This window comes from Gelidimonas denitrificans (assembly GCF_055694065.1).
This window is the reverse complement of sequence record NZ_CM146350.1, coordinates 1220155-1239844: the sequence shown is the minus strand read 5'-3', so window position 1 is coordinate 1239844 and position 19690 is coordinate 1220155. Positions and strand designations below refer to the sequence as shown.

Here is a 19690-nt window from a genome sequence, read left to right as displayed (position 1 = left end):
AAACTTCCCCTACCGTACCTTGATGGTGCAAGGCACCACCTCCGACGCCGGCAAATCCACCGTGGTGGCAGCGCTGTGCCGTTTGCTGGCGCGTGAAAAAGTGCGGGTGGTGCCATTCAAGCCGCAAAACATGGCCCTGAATAGCGCCGTCACCGCCGACGGCGGCGAGATCGGCCGCGCCCAAGCCTTGCAGGCGCGGGCCGCAGGGTTGGAGCCGCACACCGACATGAACCCGGTGCTGCTGAAGCCGTCCAGCGACACCGGCGCGCAAGTCATCATCCACGGCCAGGTGCGCGCCGACATGAACGCCCGCGATTATCACCAGTACAAAACGATCGCGATGGCAGCGGTGCTGGAATCGCACCAGCGCTTGCTGGCCGGCTATGAAGTGGTGCTGGTCGAAGGCGCGGGCAGCCCGGCCGAAATTAATCTGCGCGACCGCGACATCGCCAACATGGGCTTTGCCGAAGCAGTCGATTGCCCGGTAATTCTAGTGGCCGATATTGATCGCGGTGGTGTCTTCGCCCATTTCGTAGGCACCCTAGCCTGCCTGTCGGACAGCGAACGCGCGCGCATTATCGGCTTCGTGATCAACCGTTTTCGTGGCGACATCAGCCTGCTCGAACCCGGCCTCGACTGGCTGGAGCAGCAAACCGGCAAACCGGTGCTGGCGGTCTTGCCCTATCTGCATGGATTATTCCTCGATGCAGAAGATGCGATCCAGCCGGGCCAGACCGCAGGCGGAAAATTCCGCGTCGTGGTGCCAGTCTTCCCAAGAATCAGTAACCATACCGATTTCGACGCGCTGCGCGCCCATCCCGACGTCGATCTGATCTTCGTCGGCCCCGGCCACGCGATCCCGGCCGCCGACCTGATCATCCTGCCCGGCAGCAAAAATACCCGCGCCGATCTCGACTGGCTGAAAGCGCAAGGCTGGCAGGATGCGCTGGTCAAGCATTTGCGCTACGGCGGCAAACTGATCGGCATCTGCGGCGGCTTCCAGATGCTGGGCCAGAGCGTGACCGACCCGCACGGTGTCGAAGGCGCGGCAGGCGTCACGCCCGCGCTGGGCTTGCTCGATATCGACACCCTGCTGACAAAGGACAAGCATCTATCGCAAGCCGCCGGCCACTGCGCGTTTGGCGATGTGGAAGCATGCATTCCGGTGGTTGGTTACGAAATCCACATGGGCATTTCGCACGGCGCAGCATTAGCGCGCCCAGCCTTCATCATCGACGATGGCGCCCAAACACGGCCGGAAGGCGCCCGTTCAAACGACGACCAAATCATGGGCACCTACCTGCACGGCCTGTTCGACAGCCCCGCCGCCTGCGCCGCGCTGCTGCGCTGGGCCGGTCTGGAAACGGACGAAACCGTCGATCTGGGACAATTGCGCGAACAAAGCCTGGACCGCATCGCCGACGCCAGCGCGCCTTTGCTGGCAGCGATATGGCGCCATGCTAAATCATGATTCAGTGGGGTATATCCAATAACGCATCGTTAGCCGCACGTTCTCATTAGTATTATAAAAATACCCATCTAATGTATAGGTTGAATTTGTAGGGCGTCAATAAGCGCAGCGCATTGCGCCATATGTTACGTATGTAAATACTAACAGTACTCAATTACCGACGCGCATGGCGTCCGGGCGGCACTTACTTCTTTCCGATGACTCTTCTGCGGCGATTCGACAACGATCTGCTGGTACATCATATTGATCTTCTCCCGGATGCGGGTTCGCTTGGTTCGGATTACGCATCCTTTTATCATCCATGCATGGGCCGTGTTATCGGATCATCCGCATTGTGGATTATCGGGAGTTGTCATGCTGCGCAGGCATGCGGCGCAATGCGCTACGCTTATTGACGCCCTACGCATTGCGCTTTACGTCCTTGGTTGATTGATTTGTGAGGCACCGCTTCCATTCCAGCGGAACCTATACATTATCTAGAAGTTCGCGATGCTGCCTCCAATGGTCGTCGATCCTCTTTGCAGCCTCCGGCATAAATAAGTCGGTGCAGTTGATGATTGATACCACGTCGAAGTTTGTAAGGAGACGGATCGCATTTTCGGTGATGGAATTTTTTGGGCTAAATAATAACTGGTCATCAGCCGTGGAACTGCCTGAAATGAACGCCAAATCAGTGCGCTTACTAGTCTCGTCCATTAGGTAGCCGCTGACATTGTCAGCTGTCGTGATTTCGAGATAGCAGCGATCCGGAGTTTGGACAAACCTGACTGATGTGATCTCGGAACGCAGATACTGCTGGTACTTGGTCCTCAATTGCGGAAGGATGTCGAGAAACTGTCTGGCGTCGTCACCTACAGGCACCTGAAAATTGGGATTGTGATTTGCTACATACCACTCCAGCACGTCAATCAAGTCTCGCATCACACGGATGGCGTCAGCCGCAATGACATCTTCGCCGTGCGGACCAAGATTTGACATATCCCTGACGGCGCTCATACGTGTAGAGATCCGCCTGGGAATTTTGACAATAAACCCCTTGTCACCCAACATGTCTCCAATCATCGGCCGTGACGGTTCCTTTTTCATCTCCTTGCGATAAAGCATCAGAAGCAGCTTTTCCAAAATAATGCGGGACTTGGTCAAAGAGCTTGCAGGATCGGATGACAGATACGCCTGAGCCGATTGCAGAAATAAACCGAGTTTCGGAATACGGATCATCAAGGCGGCGATACGATCGGTAATGGCTTTGTATTCTATGTTCATTTGATAGATAACCTTTTGGACGTGCCGAATCTTCGGCTTTTCTGCCTAACGTTTAAGTCGATTGGCGCGTGGCACCCATGTTGAATGAATTGGGCGACTTGGCTTGTACATAGAAAGCCGTAGCGCAATTCGTAGGGCATCAATAAGCGCAGCGCATTGCGCCGCATGTGTGCGGGCGTGCTCACGACAGAAGCACCAAAACCAGACCAAGTGCCGCTGGAACGGCCTGGATAAAGAGGATTTTTCGGCTGGCGGTTGCCGCGCCATACAGTCCCGCAATCAGAACGCAGCAGAGGAAAAACACTTTCACGCCGGTGCCGCTTGCGCCAAGAATCAGACTCCAAAACAGACCGGCGGCCAGGAAGCCGTTGTATAGGCCTTGGTTGGCAGCGAGAACTTTCGAGGCGGTAGCGGCCTCCTTGGTTTGGCCGAAAGCGCGAAGCCCGGCTGGTTTATCCCAAAGGAACATTTCGAGCACGAGGAAGTAGACGTGCAGGAGCCCGATCAGGGCTACGACTAGGTTGGCGATCAGCGACATAGAAGCTCCTGTGCTTGATAAATTGTAGTAGTTTCGACTAACTCTGACATTACATGTGAGATCGGTTCTGAGTTGGCACCTTATACGAAAGGTGGTATTTCAGGCCCTGTTTGTTATTCTCCTGCATTGATCGCAAGCCGATGCAATGCAATTCTGCATTGCCATAAAAGTGTTTTTCTTCAATGACTTAATAAATTTCCAGGCTTCTTGCGCACAGCGTTATTCATAGAAAATGTGGGTAACCTTAGGGCAATTTCATCAACGGAAGTATGTTGTCGGTCCAGATCGCGTAGCGCGGATGGAACCAACAAAGACCGTACCCTGCGGGGGTGCGGAAGCCAGTTGCTTTTGGGAATACCGGACGCTGCCTGCAACGGCCAGGCTTGCTACCGTGTGGGTGGGTGTGTCCCGCTCGACCACAGGGTTATTGATTAGACCGCTTTGTCACAGATAGATGGGCGGAAGCAGCGTTGGGGCGGTTATCGAAATCAATTGGCGGTAGATCAAATTCTGGCCCCAGTACAGCTCAATGAAGTAGGGCTCCGGCCGAATGGGTATTGCGAACCATCCAAAGCGGCCATATGCGTCTGTAAACGAAGGTCCGCTTCGCCCGAGTACTGGATGGATCAGAAACACGGTTACACCCGGGACTGGCGTGTTGAGAGTGCGTGACAGCAGTTGACCTTGAACTGGAACGCTCGGTCCGTAGATGGGTTGCGCAATTGCTGAGGATGCCAATGCCAATGCCGCGGCGGCAACGATTGCTGAAAGAAAATATCTGCGGTCTTTCATTGCGGTACTCCGAAGGCAGCGGCGTTAGGGGCTGCGGGTGCAGGCGAGTTGAACGGCAGGTCGGCGATCTTTTTGTCGAGGTCACTCTCGCGAATTTTGCGACGCAATTCTAAGGTACCAAGTCGTGCCAGGCGTTGGCCGTCGGCGCCTATCTTTATCGACTTCGTGAACGGCTCGTATCCTGGCGCACTAATTATGAGCACTAGAAAAGAGAAGTCTGGATATACCTTCCCGTTTATTTGTCCCGTTGTGTTGCTGGGCAGCTCCCAATTCGCGGGCCGTACAAAGACAGAAACAGGCTCATCAACTCCCTTGATTTGGCCTTCAAATTCGATCGGCACTATCTCTGGGGGTTTCAGGAATCCCAATGAGACAGATACGAACAGTAGGCCTACCAGGAAGAATGCCAAGCCGGGAACCTGAGTATTCAGCCTAAATTGTTTCTTCCATTCAATTGTCAGCGCATCCGCCTTGGGGGTTGCGGCCATCGTAATGACCCCCTTTGCTACCAACCATATGCCGCCAAGAACCATGGCAAGGCCCGCAAAAGCACCTATAAGTGCGACTATCTCAAACGCAGTCATTACTTTTTCCCGGCTTGTGATGGGTCAATGGGCGGATCTAACTTTGATATGGGCGACAGTTTTGCTGCGTATCCATGTCGGCTGCCACCCTAACTCCGAAATATTTTTTCAAACCAGTCCGCAGCACTATGGGCGACCTGCTCCAGGGTGCCGGCTTCCTCAAACAAATGGGTCGCGCCGGGAATGATATCCAGGGATTTTTCGCATTGTAATTGGGCATAGGCCTGTCGATTCAGTTGCAGCACTTGCTCGTCTTGGGCGCCGACGATCAACAAGGTCGCTGCCCGGACCTTATGCAGCGTGCTGCTGGCCAGATCGGGGCGTCCACCACGCGACACGACCGCGCTAATGTCGTCGCCCAGCACCGCTGCAGCTTCCAGTGCGGCGGCAGCGCCGGTACTGGCACCAAAAATCCCCAGCTTGCATGCCCGGCTCCGCGTTTCGCTCTTTAGCCATTCCAGCGCGGCAAGCAGGCGCTGGGTGAGCAGTGCGATATCAAACCGGTTTGCGTATTTTTCATCTTCCTGCGGTGTCAGCAGGTCCAGCAGCAGCGTGCCGATCTGCGCCTGATACAGCATGCTTGCCACATAATTGTTGCGCGGGCTATGACGTGAGCTGCCGCTGCCGTGGGCAAACACCACAATGCCGATGGCTTCGCCGGGCAACACCAGGCGCCCTTCGATGACCGCGTCTGCGGCGGGAATCGATACTACCTGGTCGAAGTTGGCGGTTTCCATGGTCGCGTGGCTTTCGTGGATGATGTTTTTGATGATATGACACGGGATCGCGCTGTTATTGGCGTCGTTGCAGGTTTTGTTGATGCGGCTTAAATTGGCTGCAATCTGCTTGATTTCTCTCAATCCAGTTGCTGTGGAATCGAACAAGATAACAACATGGATGACAAAAAAACAAATAAAGTGGCCACGCATGCTGAACCTATACGGTTTTTCGCCTGAGATGCCAGCCGGGATTTTGGCGCACGGGTTAGCCAAAGACCGGTGCACCCGCTGTGTCATTAAGTCTGCATGAAATGCGTGAATTCGAGATGGTGAAGAATATCGTTGAAGGCAACTGGAAGCAGTTCAATGGCAAGGTGAAAGCACGGCGCGGCAAGATCCAGGAAGCATCCCCCAAAGGAGAAAGCATGATGCAAGAAGAAATCCCGCCACGCAGGGTTGTATTGCGCGGAGCACTGGCGGTTGGTTGCAGTCTGTGGCTGCCGATCGCACTTTCAGGATGTGATTCAAAGAAAGGCGCGAACTCAACCAGTTCCGCTCCAGCCAGCGCTCCAACCCCCAGTGCAGATTCTGCCGCACCGGCGGCGACCAAGAAAGTGCCACAGGCAAGCGTGCAGTACCAGACTCAGCCGAAGGGCGAGCAGAAATGCAGTGGATGCCAGAATTTCATTGCCGAATCGAATACCTGCAAGCTGGTTGATGGCCAGATCAGCCCCGAGGGCTGGTGCAGTCTGTGGGCCAAGAAGGTTTGAGTCGTTACTTCATCAAGGCCGGACAGCGCAATTCGCAGGCCAATTAGACACGAGGAAAAAGCCAGGCGAAAATAGAAAAAGGAAGCTTGATAGCTTCCTTTTATGAACTGGAGCGGGAGAAGAGGCTCGAACTCTCGACCTCAACCTTGGCAAGGTTGCGCTCTACCAACTGAGCTACTCCCGCAATTTTCTTGCTTTACTAATATTACTGCCACTTCTAAAACTGGAGCGGGAGAAGAGGCTCGAACTCTCGACCTCAACCTTGGCAAGGTTGCGCTCTACCAACTGAGCTACTCCCGCAATTTTCTTGCTTTACTAATATTACTGCCACTTCTAAAACTGGAGCGGGAGAAGAGGCTCGAACTCTCGACCTCAACCTTGGCAAGGTTGCGCTCTACCAACTGAGCTACTCCCGCGTTCACAACAGTCGCACATTATATAATACGTAAATTGCTTGTCAAGAACTTAGAGTGATTTACCGGCGTTTTCTTTGATAAGCGGCCATGCTCGGCGCAGATAATAAAACATCGACCACACGGTAAGAACCGCCGCCACAACCATTAGCCAGGCACCATACAGGCGCGTGTCGATTACGCCAAACAGGTCGTCATAGTAAAGCAGCATGGGGATGGCAATCATTTGCGCCGCGGTTTTGATTTTCCCCAAAGAGCTTACTGCAACCGATTTGGAAGCGCCGATCTGCGCCATCCACTCGCGCAACGCCGAGATGGTGATTTCCCGCCCGATAATGATGAATGCAATCACTGCATCGACACGGTTCAGATGCACCAGTATCAGCAATGCGCCCGCTACCATCAGCTTGTCCGCCACCGGGTCCAGAAAAGCGCCAAATGCAGAAGTCTCATTCCAGCGACGGGCCAGAAAACCGTCTAACCAATCCGTTATGGCAGCCACTATGAATATGAGCGTTGAGGCCAAGCCCTGGGCGTCGGGCGACAACATTCCGTGGGGCAAATAAAATACGCCGACCACCAGCGGAATCAGCGCGACGCGCAACCAAGTAAGAAAAATAGGAATGTTTAGTGGCATAAGTTTATCTTTTGATTCTTATCTTAATATGCGAATCGCTGATAAGGCAATCCAGCGACCGATTCAGTGCAGTTGCTTGTAGATCTCTTCTGCCAGTTGTCGCGAAATGCCCTCAACCGAAGCAATATCATCCACGCTGGCGTCTACCACGCCACGCAGACCGCCGAAGCGTATCAGAAGTTTCTGACGCCGTTTAGCGCCAATTCCCTCAATCTCTTCCAGACGCGAAGTCTGGCGCGTTTTAGCACGCTTGGCTCGCATGCCGGTGATGGCAAAACGGTGCGCCTCATCACGAATCTGGGCCACTAGCATCAGGGCGGCAGATTCGCGCCCCAGCTCCTGCGGCGCACGGCCGTCAACGAACACCAGCGTTTCCAGTCCGACTTTGCGGCCTTCCCCTTTGGCGACGCCGACAATCAGGCTGATATCAAGCCCCAGCTCGCTAAACACTTGCCGCGCCACCTCGACCTGGCCTTTACCACCATCGATCAACACCACGTCCGGCATTATGCCGTCGCCGTTGGCGATTTTCTCGTAGCGCCGTTTTAATACCTGGCGCATTGCTGCGTAATCGTCGCCGGGCGTAATGTCGGTGATGTTGTAGCGCCGATATTCGCCATTTTGCATCGCATGATGCTGGAACACCACGCACGATGCCTGAGTCGCTTCGCCTTGGGTGTGACTGATATCGAAGCATTCGATGCGCAATGCATCGATATCGGCAATATCGATGCCCAGCACATCGACCAGCATGCGGGTGCGCGTTTGCTGCGAACCTTGCTCCGAGAGCAGGCGCGCAAGCGATATCTCGGCTCCCTTGGCAGCCATTTCCAGCCATTGATGGCGCTGTCCATGCGGCTGAAACAGCAGGTTGATCCGATGACCGCATTGCTCCATCAGCGCCACCATCAAAGCGGGCTCATCAAATTCGATGCTCAGGATCAGCGTGCCGGGAATAAATTTGTCGAGGTAATGCTGGGCCAGAAATGCCTTCAGAACCTCAACTTCCAGCGTGCCGGCACCAACGTCGGCGCTGTCAAGCTGAATCGGGAAATAAGCGCGGTCGCCAAGATGGCGTCCGCCCCGCACCATAGCCAGATTGACGCAGGCGCGCCCACCCTGCACCAGCACCGCGATGATATCGATATCGCTATCGTCCGTGGTTTCCATGCTTTGCTGGTGCAGCACCCGCGACAACGCATTCATCTGATTGCGTACTGCCGCAGCCTGCTCGAACTTGAGTTCAGCGGCAAACCCATGCATCTTCGCTTCCAGCGTCTGCAGCACCTCGGACTGCCGCCCGCGCAGGAATTTGGCTGCATTCTCGACATCGACCAGGTAATCCTCCTGCGCAATAATATTTACGCAAGGCGCGCTGCAGCGGTGAATCTGATGCAACAGACAGGGCCGGGTACGGTTGGCAAACACGCTATCTTCGCAGGTGCGCAGCTGGAAAACCTTCTGCAGGATTTGCATCGATTCCCTGACCGCCCAGGCGCTCGGGAACGGCCCGAAATACTGGCTTTTCTTGTCGACCGCGCCACGGTAATACGCCATGCGCGGCACGTTCTGTCCGCTGATCTTCAGATAGGGATACGACTTATCGTCGCGAAACAGAATATTGAAACGCGGCTGCAGCGATTTGATCAGATTGTTTTCGAGAATCAGGGCCTCGGCCTCGCTACGGGTCACTGTGGTTTCCAGCCGCGCAATGCGCTCGACCATCATTGCAGTGCGCGGGCTAGCGAGATTTTTCAGAAAATAACTCGAAACGCGTTTTTTCAGGTCGCGCGCCTTGCCAACATACAACACCTTATCTTCCACATCGAAATAGCGATACACGCCGGGCAAATGCGGCAGTTTGGCAACCGTTTCCAAAACAAGATCACGGGGAAGTGGAACAACATTTTCGGTCATCGCGAGGACATGAATACCTAATGTGTCAGTCAAGAACAGTGTTTATACGGCATCATAAAATAAAATATACTAAGCTATGTATACCAATAAACAATGCTATTACCGCATTAATTTATGGCTGAAAAAAATATACTCACTATAAATACAATTTATAGTGATTTCATCAGGACAAGTGCAGCCTGGTAACGCGCATCCTGTTGCAAGTTTTGCCAATCCAGCGCGGGCCCAACCGGCAACATAGCGGCGAGGCGCGCCGCCGAACGCGCAGCAGCGGCACGCGCGGCCAAGCTGGTGCCAGGCTTGATCCCTGCCAGCAGCTGATCTGCCTTGTCGGGTGCGTTGCAGATCAGCACCACATCGCAACCTGCTTTCAGTGCTGCCTTGGCGCCGTCGAGCACGCTGCCAGCCACGCTGGCGCCTTCCATGCTCAGATCATCGCTGAAAATGACGCCTTCGAAGCCCATCTCATTGCGCAGCATCGACAACCATTTTTTGGAAAAACAGGCTGGATGCTTGTCCACCTTGGGGTAAATCACATGAGCTGGCATCACTGCCGACAAACTCATGCCGAGCCAGTCGTAAGGCGCAGCATCTTCCGCCAGAATGGCTTGCAGCGGCCGCTCATCGACCGGAATGGCGACATGCGAATCGGCCTGGACAAAGCCATGACCGGGGAAATGCTTGCCGCAATTCGCCATGCCGGCGAGCAGCAGACCATGATTCAGGCTCTTCGCCAACAGCGTGACCACCCGCGCATCGCGATGAAAGGCGCGGTCGCCGATCACGCTGGATGCGCCATAATCCAGATCCAGCACCGGGGTAAAGGACATATCGACGCCGCAGGCGCGCAGCTCAGTGGCAAGAATATAGCCCACCGCAGTGGCGACATTGGTGGCCTGCAATACATCGTGCTCCCACAAAGCCCCCAAAGTCCGCATCGCCGGCAATTTGGTGAAGCCACCGGTTTTGAAGCGCTGCACGCGCCCGCCTTCGTGATCGACCGCAATCAGGACGCCAGGGCGGGCCGCATGGATCGCGGCGGTCAATGCGGTCAATTGCTTGCGGCTGGTGTAATTGCGCGCAAACAGTATGACGCCGCCAGTCTGCGGATGCTGGATGCGGCGGATGTCCTCAGCGTCCAGCGTAGTGCCGACCACATCGAGCATGATCGGGCCGAGGGTGGCGACTAGGGATGGGGTAATGAAATCTGCCTTACGAATTGTTCTCATGTTTTTCTATGCTTTTTTACGTTTTTTCTACCATCACGAAGGCGACCGCATAATCGGTCTCGTCGGTAATCGAAACTTGGGCCGCTAACCGATTGTTGTCCATGAATTCCTTGAGCGCACCGCTGACGACAACGATCGGCTTGCCGCTCGGGGCATTGAGCGTTTGCATCGCACGCCAGGTCATTGGCATGCGCATGCCGAGTCCGATTGCCTTGGAAAACGCTTCCTTGGCGGCAAAACGGGTAGCCAGGAAACGGATGCCGCGTGCGGCGACCTGCTGTTTGCGCCGATGATATTTTTCCAGCTCCAGCGGTCCGAGAATTTTTTCTGCAAAGCGCTCGCCATTGCGCTCCAGTGCAGCCTCGATGCGTTGGATGCGGATGATGTCAGTGCCGATGCCGAAAATCATTTTTCACCCACTCGTTATTTCATCTACTCGCACGCTTGCAGTGCAGCCAGACGCGCTTGCACCATGATCGCTTTCATTTCGCCCACCGCCGCTTTCCAGCCGACGAATACCGCATGGGCCACGATAGCATGACCGATGTTGAGCTCGGCAATCCCGGGAATGGCGGCGATCGCTTGCACGTTGGTGTAATGCAGGCCGTGACCTGCATTGACTTGCATGCCGCGCCTGATGCCATCCAACACACCTTCTTTTACCCGTGCCAATTCTTTGCTCTGCTCTTCCTGCGTATGCGCATCCGCATAGCGGCCGGTATGCAGCTCAATCACCGGCGCGCCGACTTGCGCGGCCGCTGCAATCTGCTCAGGGTCAGGATCGATGAACAGGCTCACGCGAATATTTTCCGCTTGCAACTGAAGTATTGCGGCTTTGATTTGCGCAAAATAGCGCACCACATCGAGCCCGCCTTCGGTGGTCACTTCGGCGCGCCGCTCAGGCACCAGACACACATCCTGCGGCTTGATGCGACAGGCGAAATCGACCATCTCGGGGGTGACTGCAGATTCAAGATTCATCCGGGTCAGCAGTTGGGGGCGAATCGCTATTACGTCGGCATCCTTGATGTGCCGCCGGTCCTCGCGCAAATGCAGGGTAATGGAATCGGCACCGGCCTCTTCGGCCCACAACGCAGCGCGGATGGGGTCCGGATAAATGGTGCCGCGCGCATTGCGCAAGGTTGCTACGTGATCGATATTGACGCCTAAATCGATGATTTGACTGGTCGGTTGCAAGAAGCTCATTTGGGTGATGGAGAGTGGTGACTATGGTTGACTTATAACTGCATTAAATCTATCAGAATTTGGCGCGTATTGAGCGGTGCACCGCCCAAATGATGGGCCAGCAATGCGCGCATCAAGAGCTTGCTCTGGGCAAGAGTGGTTGGAGCGGCATAATTCCCGCACTCCATATCCAGCAAAGTCTGCCCCTTAACCCGCGGCCAGGGATCGCTGGACCGCGCCAGACGCGCTCCGCGCTCCGGATCGACGACATATATGGCATCCGCTGTTACGACATGTCGCGTGGTGGTACACAGAGTCAGATCAGCCGCCACTCCAGTTTCTTTCAGCAACGCACGCTCAAAACGGCGCAATACGATCGGTGCGGCTTCACCATGCGCCAACTGGTTCAGGGTCGAAACGTAATGATTAAACAGAGCTGGATGCGGATCATCGCGCGCCAGCAACTTGACCAGTAATTCATTCAGATAAAAGCCGCACAACAGCGCGGATTTTTCCAGCGGCAGTAAGCCGCCGACCCATTCCGCGCTAATCAGGGTACGGATTTCCGCCTTGCCGCTCCAGCCCACCGATAGCGGCTGAAACGTCTGCAGCACGCCGCGCAAGGCAGAATGTGGGCGCTTGGCGCCTTTGGCAACCAGCGCCACGCGGCCATGATCACGCGAAAAAAAATCGATGATCAGGCTGGTTTCCTTGTACGGATAACTGTGCAGCACGAAACCGGGTTGCGCCAGGATGCGATGATTTTTTTCCAGCGACTGGAGCCGCTTGGGCGGCGGCTCTGCAACCGCACTAGTGGAATTGGCCGCGCGCTGGGCCCGTGGGCCGCGCTTGACAACTGGCTTGCTGGATTCAGGAATGTTGTCCTGCGCCAAGTCTGGCTGCCGCACGGATGTTGCAGCATCGGGCGGCTGCGTGACGTCAGCGCTTGTCACTTCCACCACGTCCGTCAGATTCCTGGTCTTACTCGTAACCGTAGGCGCGCAATCCGGCTTCGTTATCGGCCCAGCCGGATTTTACTTTGATCCAGATTTCGAGATAGACCGGGCCGCCGAAGAGTTTTTCCATATCCAGCCGCGATTGAGTCGAGATATCTTTCAGACGCGCACCTTTTTGACCGATGACCATCGACTTGTGCGTGTCACGTTCCACCAGAATGGCAGCAAAAACGCGCCGCAGATCGCCTTCCTGCTCAAATTTCTCAATCAATACGGTGCTGGTATACGGCAACTCGTCGCCGACAAAGCGGAACAATTTTTCCCGCACGATCTCGGCGGCAAGGAATTTTTCGCTGCGGTCGGTGATATCGTCGGGGCCGAATACCGGCTGATTTTCCGGCAGGAAGCGTTTGGTTTCGCCTTGCAGATTATCGAGCTGAAAGCGCAGCTTGGCCGACACCGGCACTACAGCAGCAAAATTATGCATCGCCGCAATTTTTTGTGCGAATGGCAGCAGCACAGCCTTGTCCTTGATGCGATCCGATTTATTGATGACCAGGATGCAAGGCACGTCTTTGGGGATCAGCGCCAGCACCTGGCTATCCGCAGGGCCGAACGTGCCAGCTTCGATGATGAACAGGATCACGTCGGAAGCGCCGAGCGTACCAGTGACCGTGCGATTGAGCGTCTTGTTCAATGCATTCGAATGGCGCGTCTGGAAGCCTGGCGTATCGACATATACGAATTGCGCATCCTCAACCGTCTGAATGCCGGTGATGCGATGGCGCGTGGTTTGCGCCTTACGCGACGTAATGCTGACTTTGGCGCCAATCAAGGCATTCATCAAGGTTGACTTCCCGACGTTTGGGCGGCCGACAATGGCAATGTACCCACAGCGGAAATTAGCGGGGATTGGAGGAGTTGCGGAAGCTTCGGTAGTTACGGATTCTGTCATGCGTTTTTGAGTATCGGTGGCGGTAATGGATGATGGGGTTCGGATATGGATCTGAACATACTGGCATTATATTATTTTTGCGCTGTCGAGTCCGGAGCGCTCCGGGTTTCGTTCCGTATTCTCGGCAGTTGAATTTACAGGCGCATCAGGCTGGTGTGTCGCTATTCCAGTCAGCTTCAATTGTGAAGCACGCGGCTTGATCTTGTGTGCAGCTGGCTTCAAGGCTACAGCTTTTGCAGCCTCCAATGCCAGTTTTGCCGCTTCCTGCTCCCCGGCACGCCGGTTTCCACCAGTGCCGAATACCTGGATATCGAGCTTGGGAACCAGGCATTCAATTTCGAATTCCTGATTGTGCGCAGCCCCGTGCGTGGCCACCACATTGTATTGTGGCAGAGCTATTTTTTTGCCTTGCAGAAATTCTTGCAATAGCGTTTTGGCATCTTTACCTAAAGTAGCCAGATTGACCGAATCGAGAATCGGGTTGTATAGCGCGCAAATGACATCGTGCGCAACATTAAAACCTGCATCCAGATAAATAGCGCCGAACATGGCTTCGAGCGTATCGGCCAATATGGATGGCCGCCGGAAACCGCCGGATTTCAACTCTCCTTCGCCCAGACGGAGAAAATGCGACAAGCCCAAGCTTTGGGCTATCTCGAACAATGCCTGCTGCTTGACGAGGTTGGCACGCACGCGCGACAAATCCCCTTCATTGATGTCGGGGTAGCGCTTATACAATAATGAAGCGACCACGCAATTCAGTATCGAGTCCCCTAAGAACTCGACACGCTCATTGTGCAAGCTGCTGTGGCTGCGATGCGTCAAGGCCTGTTCCATCAAGGCGATATTCTTGAACGTATGGCCCATTCGCTTCTGTAATAACATCAAATCCATTTTGGTCCGTAACTCTATCTATTTCAACTTATCTCAATCTAACACTTTGGTTGGAGAAATTTTGGCCGTGGTGCCAGCATATTCAAGCAACAGGGTAGCAGGGCCAAACAGAGGAATTTTTTTCTGGTAAGCAAAGCTTACCGCCGTTTCACCATCAACATTAGTGATGTCCAGATCCTTGCCGGCAATCGCATCGATATAGCCGACATTTGCTTGCCGGTCAAAGGCGGCCCGGATTTCAGCCCCGGTCGTGCCACTATCTTTTGCCGACACAATAGCCTTGCGGATTGCACTGTATTCAATTGCAGTTGGCACCACCTTCATTGCCAATATGGCGATCACACCGACAATTGCCAATACAAAAATCAACCCTACCAGAGTAAGCCCCTGTTGTCTGATTTTTACTGCTGCGCGCATACATCCGTCCCCGTTTTGATTTAATGGAAACTGCCGATACGTTTGATATCGCCCAGATTCATCCAGACGAAGAATGCTTTGCCGACTATATTCTGATCCGGTACAAAACCCCAGTAGCGGCTATCCAGACTATTGTCGCGATTGTCGCCCATCATGAAATAATGCCCTTTCGGCACGATACACGCGAATCCTTCGATATTATAAGTACACAATTCATGCTGCGGAAAAGCGTCGGGATTTTGCACGAACGATGGTGCCCGCTCATCGTTGAGAATCTGGTGCGCGGCCCCGGTCAAATTCTCCGTGTATTGCTTGGAATAGCTCAAATGTTCTTCATCAAGGTAATCTGGTAGTGGCTGATAGCTAATTTTTTCACCATTTACCGTTAAGCGCTTGTTTTTGTACATTATTTTATCGCCAGGCACACCGACCACCCGTTTGATGTAATCCAGCGCCGTATCCTTCGGATACTTGAATACCATCACATCACCGCGCTGCGGATTATTGATTTCGATTATTTTCTTGTTAATGATAGGCAAACGAATCCCGTAAGTGAATTTATTTACCAAAATCAAATCCCCTATCACCAGGGTTGGCACCATCGAACTCGACGGTATCTTGAAAGGTTCATACAAAAATGAGCGCAGAAAAAAAACCATCGCAATAACAGGGAAAAAACTCCCGGAATATTCAATCCAGGTGGGTTGTCTGAGGATATTGGCTTCCATCGCGGCACGTCCGCTGATATCGAGTTTGATGCCATCGCTTTGCAACTTGGCATTGCGTGCATCAAATGCAGCCAAAGCAGCATTTGCCGCAGCACGCCGCTGTTTAGACAAATAAAACTTATCCAGAAACCAGACCGCCCCGGTAACAATCGTCAGAACGAAGAGAATTAATGCGAAATTTCCCAAAATAGCTTGCAGGTTCATTTGTCATCCACTTGTAAAATAGCCAGGAACGCTTCTTGCGGAATCTCCACCGAGCCGACTTGCTTCATGCGTTTTTTACCAGCCTTCTGTTTTTCCAGCAGCTTGCGCTTGCGGCTGATATCGCCGCCGTAACACTTGGCCAACACGTTCTTGCGCAAGGCTTTGACATTCTCGCGTGAAATGATGTTGGCGCCAATGGCAGCCTGGATTGCAACGTCAAACATCTGACGCGGAATCAGTTCGCGCATTTTCGCAGCCACTGCGCGGCCGCGGTATAGGCTGTTGGCGCGATGCACGATGATCGCCAGCGCATCGACTTTCTCGCTATTGATCAGCATGTCCACCTTGACTACATCGGCCGTGCGATATTCTTTGAACACATAATCCATTGAGGCGTAGCCGCGCGAAGTCGATTTCAAGCGGTCAAAAAAATCCAGCACAATTTCCGCCATCGGTATTTCGTAGGTCAATTGAACTTGCTTACCATGGTAATTCATGTCGATTTGAATGCCGCGCTTCTGGGTGCACAGCGTGATCACCGAGCCGACATATTCCTGCGGCATGTAGAGGTTGACGGTGACGATGGGTTCGCGAATTTCTTCGATTTTGGAGGGCTCTGGCATCTTGGATGGATTATCAACCATTAAAATGGTTCCATCGCGCAACACAACCTCGTAAATCACGGTAGGCGCGGTAGTAATCAAGTCCATATCGAACTCGCGTTCCAGTCGCTCCTGCACGATTTCCATGTGCAGCAAGCCCAGGAATCCACAGCGAAAACCGAAACCGAGCGCCTGCGACACTTCCGGTTGATATTGTAATGCCGCATCGTTCAGTTTCAGCTTCTCGAGCGAGTCGCGTAACGCATCATACTGATTCGCTTCGACCGGAAACAGGCCGGCAAAGACTTGCGGCTGGATTTCCTTGAAGCCGGGTAACGCTTCCGCCGCAGGTTTTCCCAGCAAGGTTACTGTATCGCCCACCTTGGCCGACTTCAATTCCTTGATGCCGGCGATGATGAAGCCGACTTGTCCCGCCGACAAGGAACTTCTGGACACAGATTTTGGCGTAAACACCCCAACGCTTTCGACCAGATGTTGCGCCCCGGTAGCCATGAACAGAATTTTATCCTTGGGACGAAGGGTGCCGTTTTTTACGCGCACCAGCATTACCACACCGACATAATTATCGAACCACGAATCGACGATCAGGGCCTGCAACGGCGCATCCGGGTCGCCTTGCGGCGGCGGTACCTTGCGAATCATCGACTCAACTACATCCTGCACGCCGAGGCCGGTCTTGGCGGAACAATGGACCGCATCGGCGGCATCAATGCCGATGACTTCTTCGATTTCCGCAATCGCGTTTTCCGGGTCGGCAGACGGTAGGTCGATCTTGTTCAAGACCGGCACCACTTCCACTCCCAACTCAATTGCGGTGTAACAGTTGGCAACGGTTTGCGCCTCCACTCCTTGTGAGGCGTCCACTACCAGCAGCGCGCCTTCACAAGCGGATAAAGAACGACTGACTTCGTAACTGAAATCGACGTGACCGGGAGTGTCGATCAGGTTCAGATTGTAAATTTGGCCGTCGCGGGCCTTGTAACTCAACGCTGCCGTTTGCGCCTTGATCGTGATGCCACGCTCACGCTCGATATCCATGGAGTCAAGAACTTGTGCTTCCATTTCGCGGTCAGACAAGCCGCCGCAGAGTTGGATGATGCGATCAGCCAGAGTCGATTTGCCGTGATCGATATGAGCGATGATGGAAAAGTTGCGGATATTATTCATTGAGCCAAGCGCGGTTACAAAAAAGGCGCTCGAAGCCGGGCAATTTCCCTGGCGAGCGCCTTATTGCTGAAGGTTATTCGAAGCCGGCATTTTACCGGATTTTAGGATGGAATACCCATGTAATCGGGACCATCGACTGTAGACTTGTCCCAGCCCAAAAACAAACTGCAAAGATCAAGCAGAAAAATTTTCCCACCAAACCAATCCGGAACGTCAGCACGTCACAAAAATGATCTCTTATCAGATTCGTAATAGCTCTCCAAAAAATATAATTTATATGGAGTATATGAAAAAACATAGTGCTTACCGCACGTAATCAGTGCGTCTTAAAAAATACCTATAGCTGTACGTTTATTAATGTCAGTTTCAAGGAAGCTGTAATCATAGGGATCATGCATGATCGGGCTGGATCATCAAAAACGCACTTACCTTCTCTACATCCAGATGATAGTGGCATAACTGCAGCGCGGTCGCATCGTCACGACACCCGACCAGCACTGGCACCAGTTCGTCATACTGCGCCAACAAGGCCTCATCCCTATCGACATCCAGAACTTCCACTTCAAATGAAGCTAGCTCCCGCAGCGCCTCCAATGCTTGCAACATGTCATCGCACAAATGGCAATACAGTCGCGAGTAAAGCGTAAATTTAATCATGGACCGCACCCAGTAAGCGTTATTAAAACAAAGGGCTGCAAGCCAGATTAGCTTGCAGCCCTTGCAAACGGCAACTGATTTATTGGCTATTTGGCTTTAGCGGGACAAACTGCGAAGAATCCCCGCGACGCACCAGCAGTACCACCATTTTTTTCTGTTCAGCTTTCGCCACTAATGCGTTGAACTCCTTTGCATCTTTGACATCGGTATTATTAAATTGCAAAATCAGGTCGCCGGCTCGCAGCCCAGCCCGAGCGGCTGATCCTTCGGCAGAGTCAACCATTACACCGTTGCTGACTTTGAGCTCTTTCTTTTGCGCAACCGCAAGGTCGCTGACCACTAAGCCCAAAGCATTTGCTACAGCAGCAGGCTTGGCTTTCTTATCCTCTTTTTGAACAACTTTATCGGATTCCATTTCCGTGATCACCAGAGCCAGTTCGCGACTAGCGCCTTTGCGCCAGATCATCAACGAAGTACGGGTACCTGGCTTGGTATTACCCACCAGGCGCGGCAAATCGGAGAGTCGCTCAATGGCAATACCGTTAAATTTAAGAATAATATCGCCAGCCTGCAGCCCCCCCTTTTCTGCCGGACTACCTGATTCGACCCGCTGCACCAGCGCTCCCTGTGCCTTGGACATGCCAAGCGACTCGGCGACATCCTTGGTAACTTCGCCGATCTGCACCCCAATACGACCACGGGTAACCTTGCCTGATGCTTTCAATTGTTCGGAAACGCGAATCGCCTCATCAATCGGAATGGCGAACGAAATTCCCATGTAACCGCCGGAGCGACTGTAGATTTGGGAGTTGATACCAATTACCTCGCCGCGCATATTGATTAAAGGACCACCCGAATTACCTGGGTTGACTGCGACATCAGTCTGAATCAAAGGCAAATAATCCCCGGTCTCACGCGCTTTGGCCGAAATGATGCCGGCAGTCACTGTATTGTCCAGATCGAAGGGGGAGCCGATCGCAATCACCCACTCGCCCACCCGAATCTTGTTGGAGTCACCAATGGTCAAGCGCGGCAGATTGCTACCTTCAATCTTGACCAAAGCAACATCGGTGCGTTTGTCGACGCCAATAATTTTCGCCTTGAACTCCCGCTTGTCAGTTAATTTGACATAGACTTCATCCGCACCATCAACGACATGCGCATTGGTCATCACATAACCATCTGCCGACAGGATGAATCCTGAACCAACTCCACGTGGCACGTCTTCCTCTTGTTGCGGAGCCTGCTTGTTGTTACGTGGGGCATGGTCAGGCTGCTGCGGGATCGGAATACCAAAATAGCGGCGAAAAAATTCCTGCATCTCCTGCTCATCATTACTGCGAGTAGCAGGTTCGGCTTTCATTTTTTCCGTCGTACGTATATTGACTACTGCAGGGCCGGTTCTTTCCACCAACGCGGCAAAATCTGGCAAACCAGCAGGCATCACCGCTGCAGGAGCCGCAATCGCACTACCACCCAAGCCGGGTATAGCAGACGAAAAAAACACGCCTACCACACTCAACATGATCACAGAAAGTGTCTTGCTAATAAAAATAGGAATTTTCATATGG

At 53.5% G+C, this 19690-nt stretch carries 20 protein-coding genes and 3 tRNA genes; 2 read left to right on the top strand and 21 right to left on the bottom strand.

Going from position 1 to position 19690, the window contains the following annotated elements:
* Positions 1 to 22 precede the first annotated feature (22 nt).
* Positions 23 to 1471: a cobyric acid synthase gene (locus FKCLFG_RS05845; RefSeq protein WP_472615801.1), complete on the top strand. Its 1449-nt coding sequence runs from the start codon at positions 23 to 25 to the stop codon at positions 1469 to 1471.
* Positions 1472 to 1936: 465 nt separating this feature from the next.
* Here the strand turns inward: FKCLFG_RS05845 and FKCLFG_RS05840 are convergent, their stop codons facing one another.
* The 5 genes from FKCLFG_RS05840 to FKCLFG_RS05820 form a co-directional block, all read right to left on the bottom strand.
* A complete protein-coding gene (locus FKCLFG_RS05840; protein ID WP_472615283.1) occupies positions 1937 to 2734 on the bottom strand; it encodes a DUF4145 domain-containing protein in 798 nt (265 codons plus the stop codon).
* A gap of 181 nt (positions 2735 to 2915) precedes the next feature.
* On the bottom strand, positions 2916 to 3272 hold the full coding sequence (locus FKCLFG_RS05835; protein WP_472615282.1) for a DUF1304 domain-containing protein: 357 nt from the start codon (positions 3270 to 3272) through the stop codon (positions 2916 to 2918).
* A gap of 444 nt (positions 3273 to 3716) precedes the next feature.
* The gene (locus tag FKCLFG_RS05830) at positions 3717 to 4064 is read right to left on the bottom strand and encodes a peptidase associated/transthyretin-like domain-containing protein (RefSeq protein WP_472615281.1); all 348 of its coding nucleotides are present in this window, start codon (positions 4062 to 4064) and stop codon (positions 3717 to 3719) included.
* Positions 4061 to 4648, bottom strand: coding sequence for a hypothetical protein (locus tag FKCLFG_RS05825; protein ID WP_472615280.1), 588 nt, complete (start codon positions 4646 to 4648; stop codon positions 4061 to 4063). Before FKCLFG_RS05825 ends, FKCLFG_RS05830 begins: the two co-directional genes overlap by 4 nt.
* A gap of 89 nt (positions 4649 to 4737) precedes the next feature.
* Positions 4738 to 5385 carry a dienelactone hydrolase family protein gene (locus FKCLFG_RS05820; RefSeq protein WP_472615800.1) on the bottom strand — a complete coding sequence of 216 codons (648 nt, stop codon included), beginning with the start codon at positions 5383 to 5385 and terminating at the stop codon, positions 4738 to 4740.
* Between the two features lie 272 nt (positions 5386 to 5657).
* Here FKCLFG_RS05820 and FKCLFG_RS05815 point away from each other — a divergent pair, with 272 nt between their 5' ends.
* Complete coding sequence (locus FKCLFG_RS05815; protein ID WP_472615279.1) at positions 5658 to 6137, top strand: high-potential iron-sulfur protein; 480 nt, start codon at positions 5658 to 5660, stop codon at positions 6135 to 6137.
* 108 nt (positions 6138 to 6245) lie between these two features.
* Here FKCLFG_RS05815 and FKCLFG_RS05810 read toward each other — a convergent pair.
* The 16 genes from FKCLFG_RS05810 to FKCLFG_RS05735 form a co-directional block, all read right to left on the bottom strand.
* Positions 6246 to 6321, bottom strand: a tRNA-Gly gene (locus FKCLFG_RS05810).
* Between the two features lie 40 nt (positions 6322 to 6361).
* A tRNA-Gly gene (locus FKCLFG_RS05805) sits at positions 6362 to 6437 on the bottom strand.
* A gap of 40 nt (positions 6438 to 6477) precedes the next feature.
* Positions 6478 to 6553: transfer RNA gene (locus FKCLFG_RS05800), tRNA-Gly, on the bottom strand.
* Between the two features lie 49 nt (positions 6554 to 6602).
* Positions 6603 to 7187, bottom strand: a complete 585-nt coding sequence (gene pgsA / locus FKCLFG_RS05795) for a CDP-diacylglycerol--glycerol-3-phosphate 3-phosphatidyltransferase (protein ID WP_472615278.1) — start codon at positions 7185 to 7187, stop codon at positions 6603 to 6605.
* 63 nt (positions 7188 to 7250) lie between these two features.
* Entirely contained in the window at positions 7251 to 9104 is a 1854-nt protein-coding gene (gene uvrC, locus FKCLFG_RS05790; RefSeq protein WP_472615799.1) for an excinuclease ABC subunit UvrC, read from the bottom strand.
* Between the two features lie 149 nt (positions 9105 to 9253).
* Positions 9254 to 10333: a beta-N-acetylhexosaminidase gene (gene nagZ / locus FKCLFG_RS05785; RefSeq protein ID WP_472615277.1), complete on the bottom strand. Its 1080-nt coding sequence runs from the start codon at positions 10331 to 10333 to the stop codon at positions 9254 to 9256.
* A gap of 16 nt (positions 10334 to 10349) precedes the next feature.
* On the bottom strand, positions 10350 to 10742 hold the full coding sequence (gene acpS, locus FKCLFG_RS05780; RefSeq protein ID WP_472615276.1) for a holo-ACP synthase: 393 nt from the start codon (positions 10740 to 10742) through the stop codon (positions 10350 to 10352).
* A gap of 23 nt (positions 10743 to 10765) precedes the next feature.
* On the bottom strand, positions 10766 to 11539 hold the full coding sequence (gene pdxJ / locus FKCLFG_RS05775; protein ID WP_472615275.1) for a pyridoxine 5'-phosphate synthase: 774 nt from the start codon (positions 11537 to 11539) through the stop codon (positions 10766 to 10768).
* A 32-nt stretch (positions 11540 to 11571) separates the two neighbouring features.
* Positions 11572 to 12477, bottom strand: coding sequence for a DNA repair protein RecO (gene recO / locus FKCLFG_RS05770; protein ID WP_472615274.1), 906 nt, complete (start codon positions 12475 to 12477; stop codon positions 11572 to 11574).
* Between the two features lie 22 nt (positions 12478 to 12499).
* Positions 12500 to 13429 carry a GTPase Era gene (gene era, locus FKCLFG_RS05765; RefSeq protein ID WP_472615273.1) on the bottom strand — a complete coding sequence of 310 codons (930 nt, stop codon included), beginning with the start codon at positions 13427 to 13429 and terminating at the stop codon, positions 12500 to 12502.
* Between the two features lie 66 nt (positions 13430 to 13495).
* Positions 13496 to 14323 carry a ribonuclease III gene (gene rnc / locus FKCLFG_RS05760; RefSeq protein ID WP_472615272.1) on the bottom strand — a complete coding sequence of 276 codons (828 nt, stop codon included), beginning with the start codon at positions 14321 to 14323 and terminating at the stop codon, positions 13496 to 13498.
* Between the two features lie 33 nt (positions 14324 to 14356).
* Entirely contained in the window at positions 14357 to 14740 is a 384-nt protein-coding gene (locus tag FKCLFG_RS05755) for a DUF4845 domain-containing protein (protein ID WP_472615271.1), read from the bottom strand.
* Between the two features lie 20 nt (positions 14741 to 14760).
* Positions 14761 to 15672, bottom strand: a complete 912-nt coding sequence (lepB, locus tag FKCLFG_RS05750) for a signal peptidase I (protein WP_472615270.1) — start codon at positions 15670 to 15672, stop codon at positions 14761 to 14763.
* Positions 15669 to 17462 carry a translation elongation factor 4 gene (gene lepA, locus FKCLFG_RS05745; RefSeq protein ID WP_472615269.1) on the bottom strand — a complete coding sequence of 598 codons (1794 nt, stop codon included), beginning with the start codon at positions 17460 to 17462 and terminating at the stop codon, positions 15669 to 15671. The genes lepB and lepA overlap by 4 nt, the downstream gene beginning before the upstream one ends.
* Before the next feature lie 390 nt (positions 17463 to 17852).
* Positions 17853 to 18119 carry a glutaredoxin family protein gene (locus tag FKCLFG_RS05740; RefSeq protein WP_472615268.1) on the bottom strand — a complete coding sequence of 89 codons (267 nt, stop codon included), beginning with the start codon at positions 18117 to 18119 and terminating at the stop codon, positions 17853 to 17855.
* Between the two features lie 79 nt (positions 18120 to 18198).
* Positions 18199 to 19686 carry a DegQ family serine endoprotease gene (locus FKCLFG_RS05735; RefSeq protein ID WP_472615267.1) on the bottom strand — a complete coding sequence of 496 codons (1488 nt, stop codon included), beginning with the start codon at positions 19684 to 19686 and terminating at the stop codon, positions 18199 to 18201.
* Between the last annotated feature and the right edge of the window lie 4 nt (positions 19687 to 19690).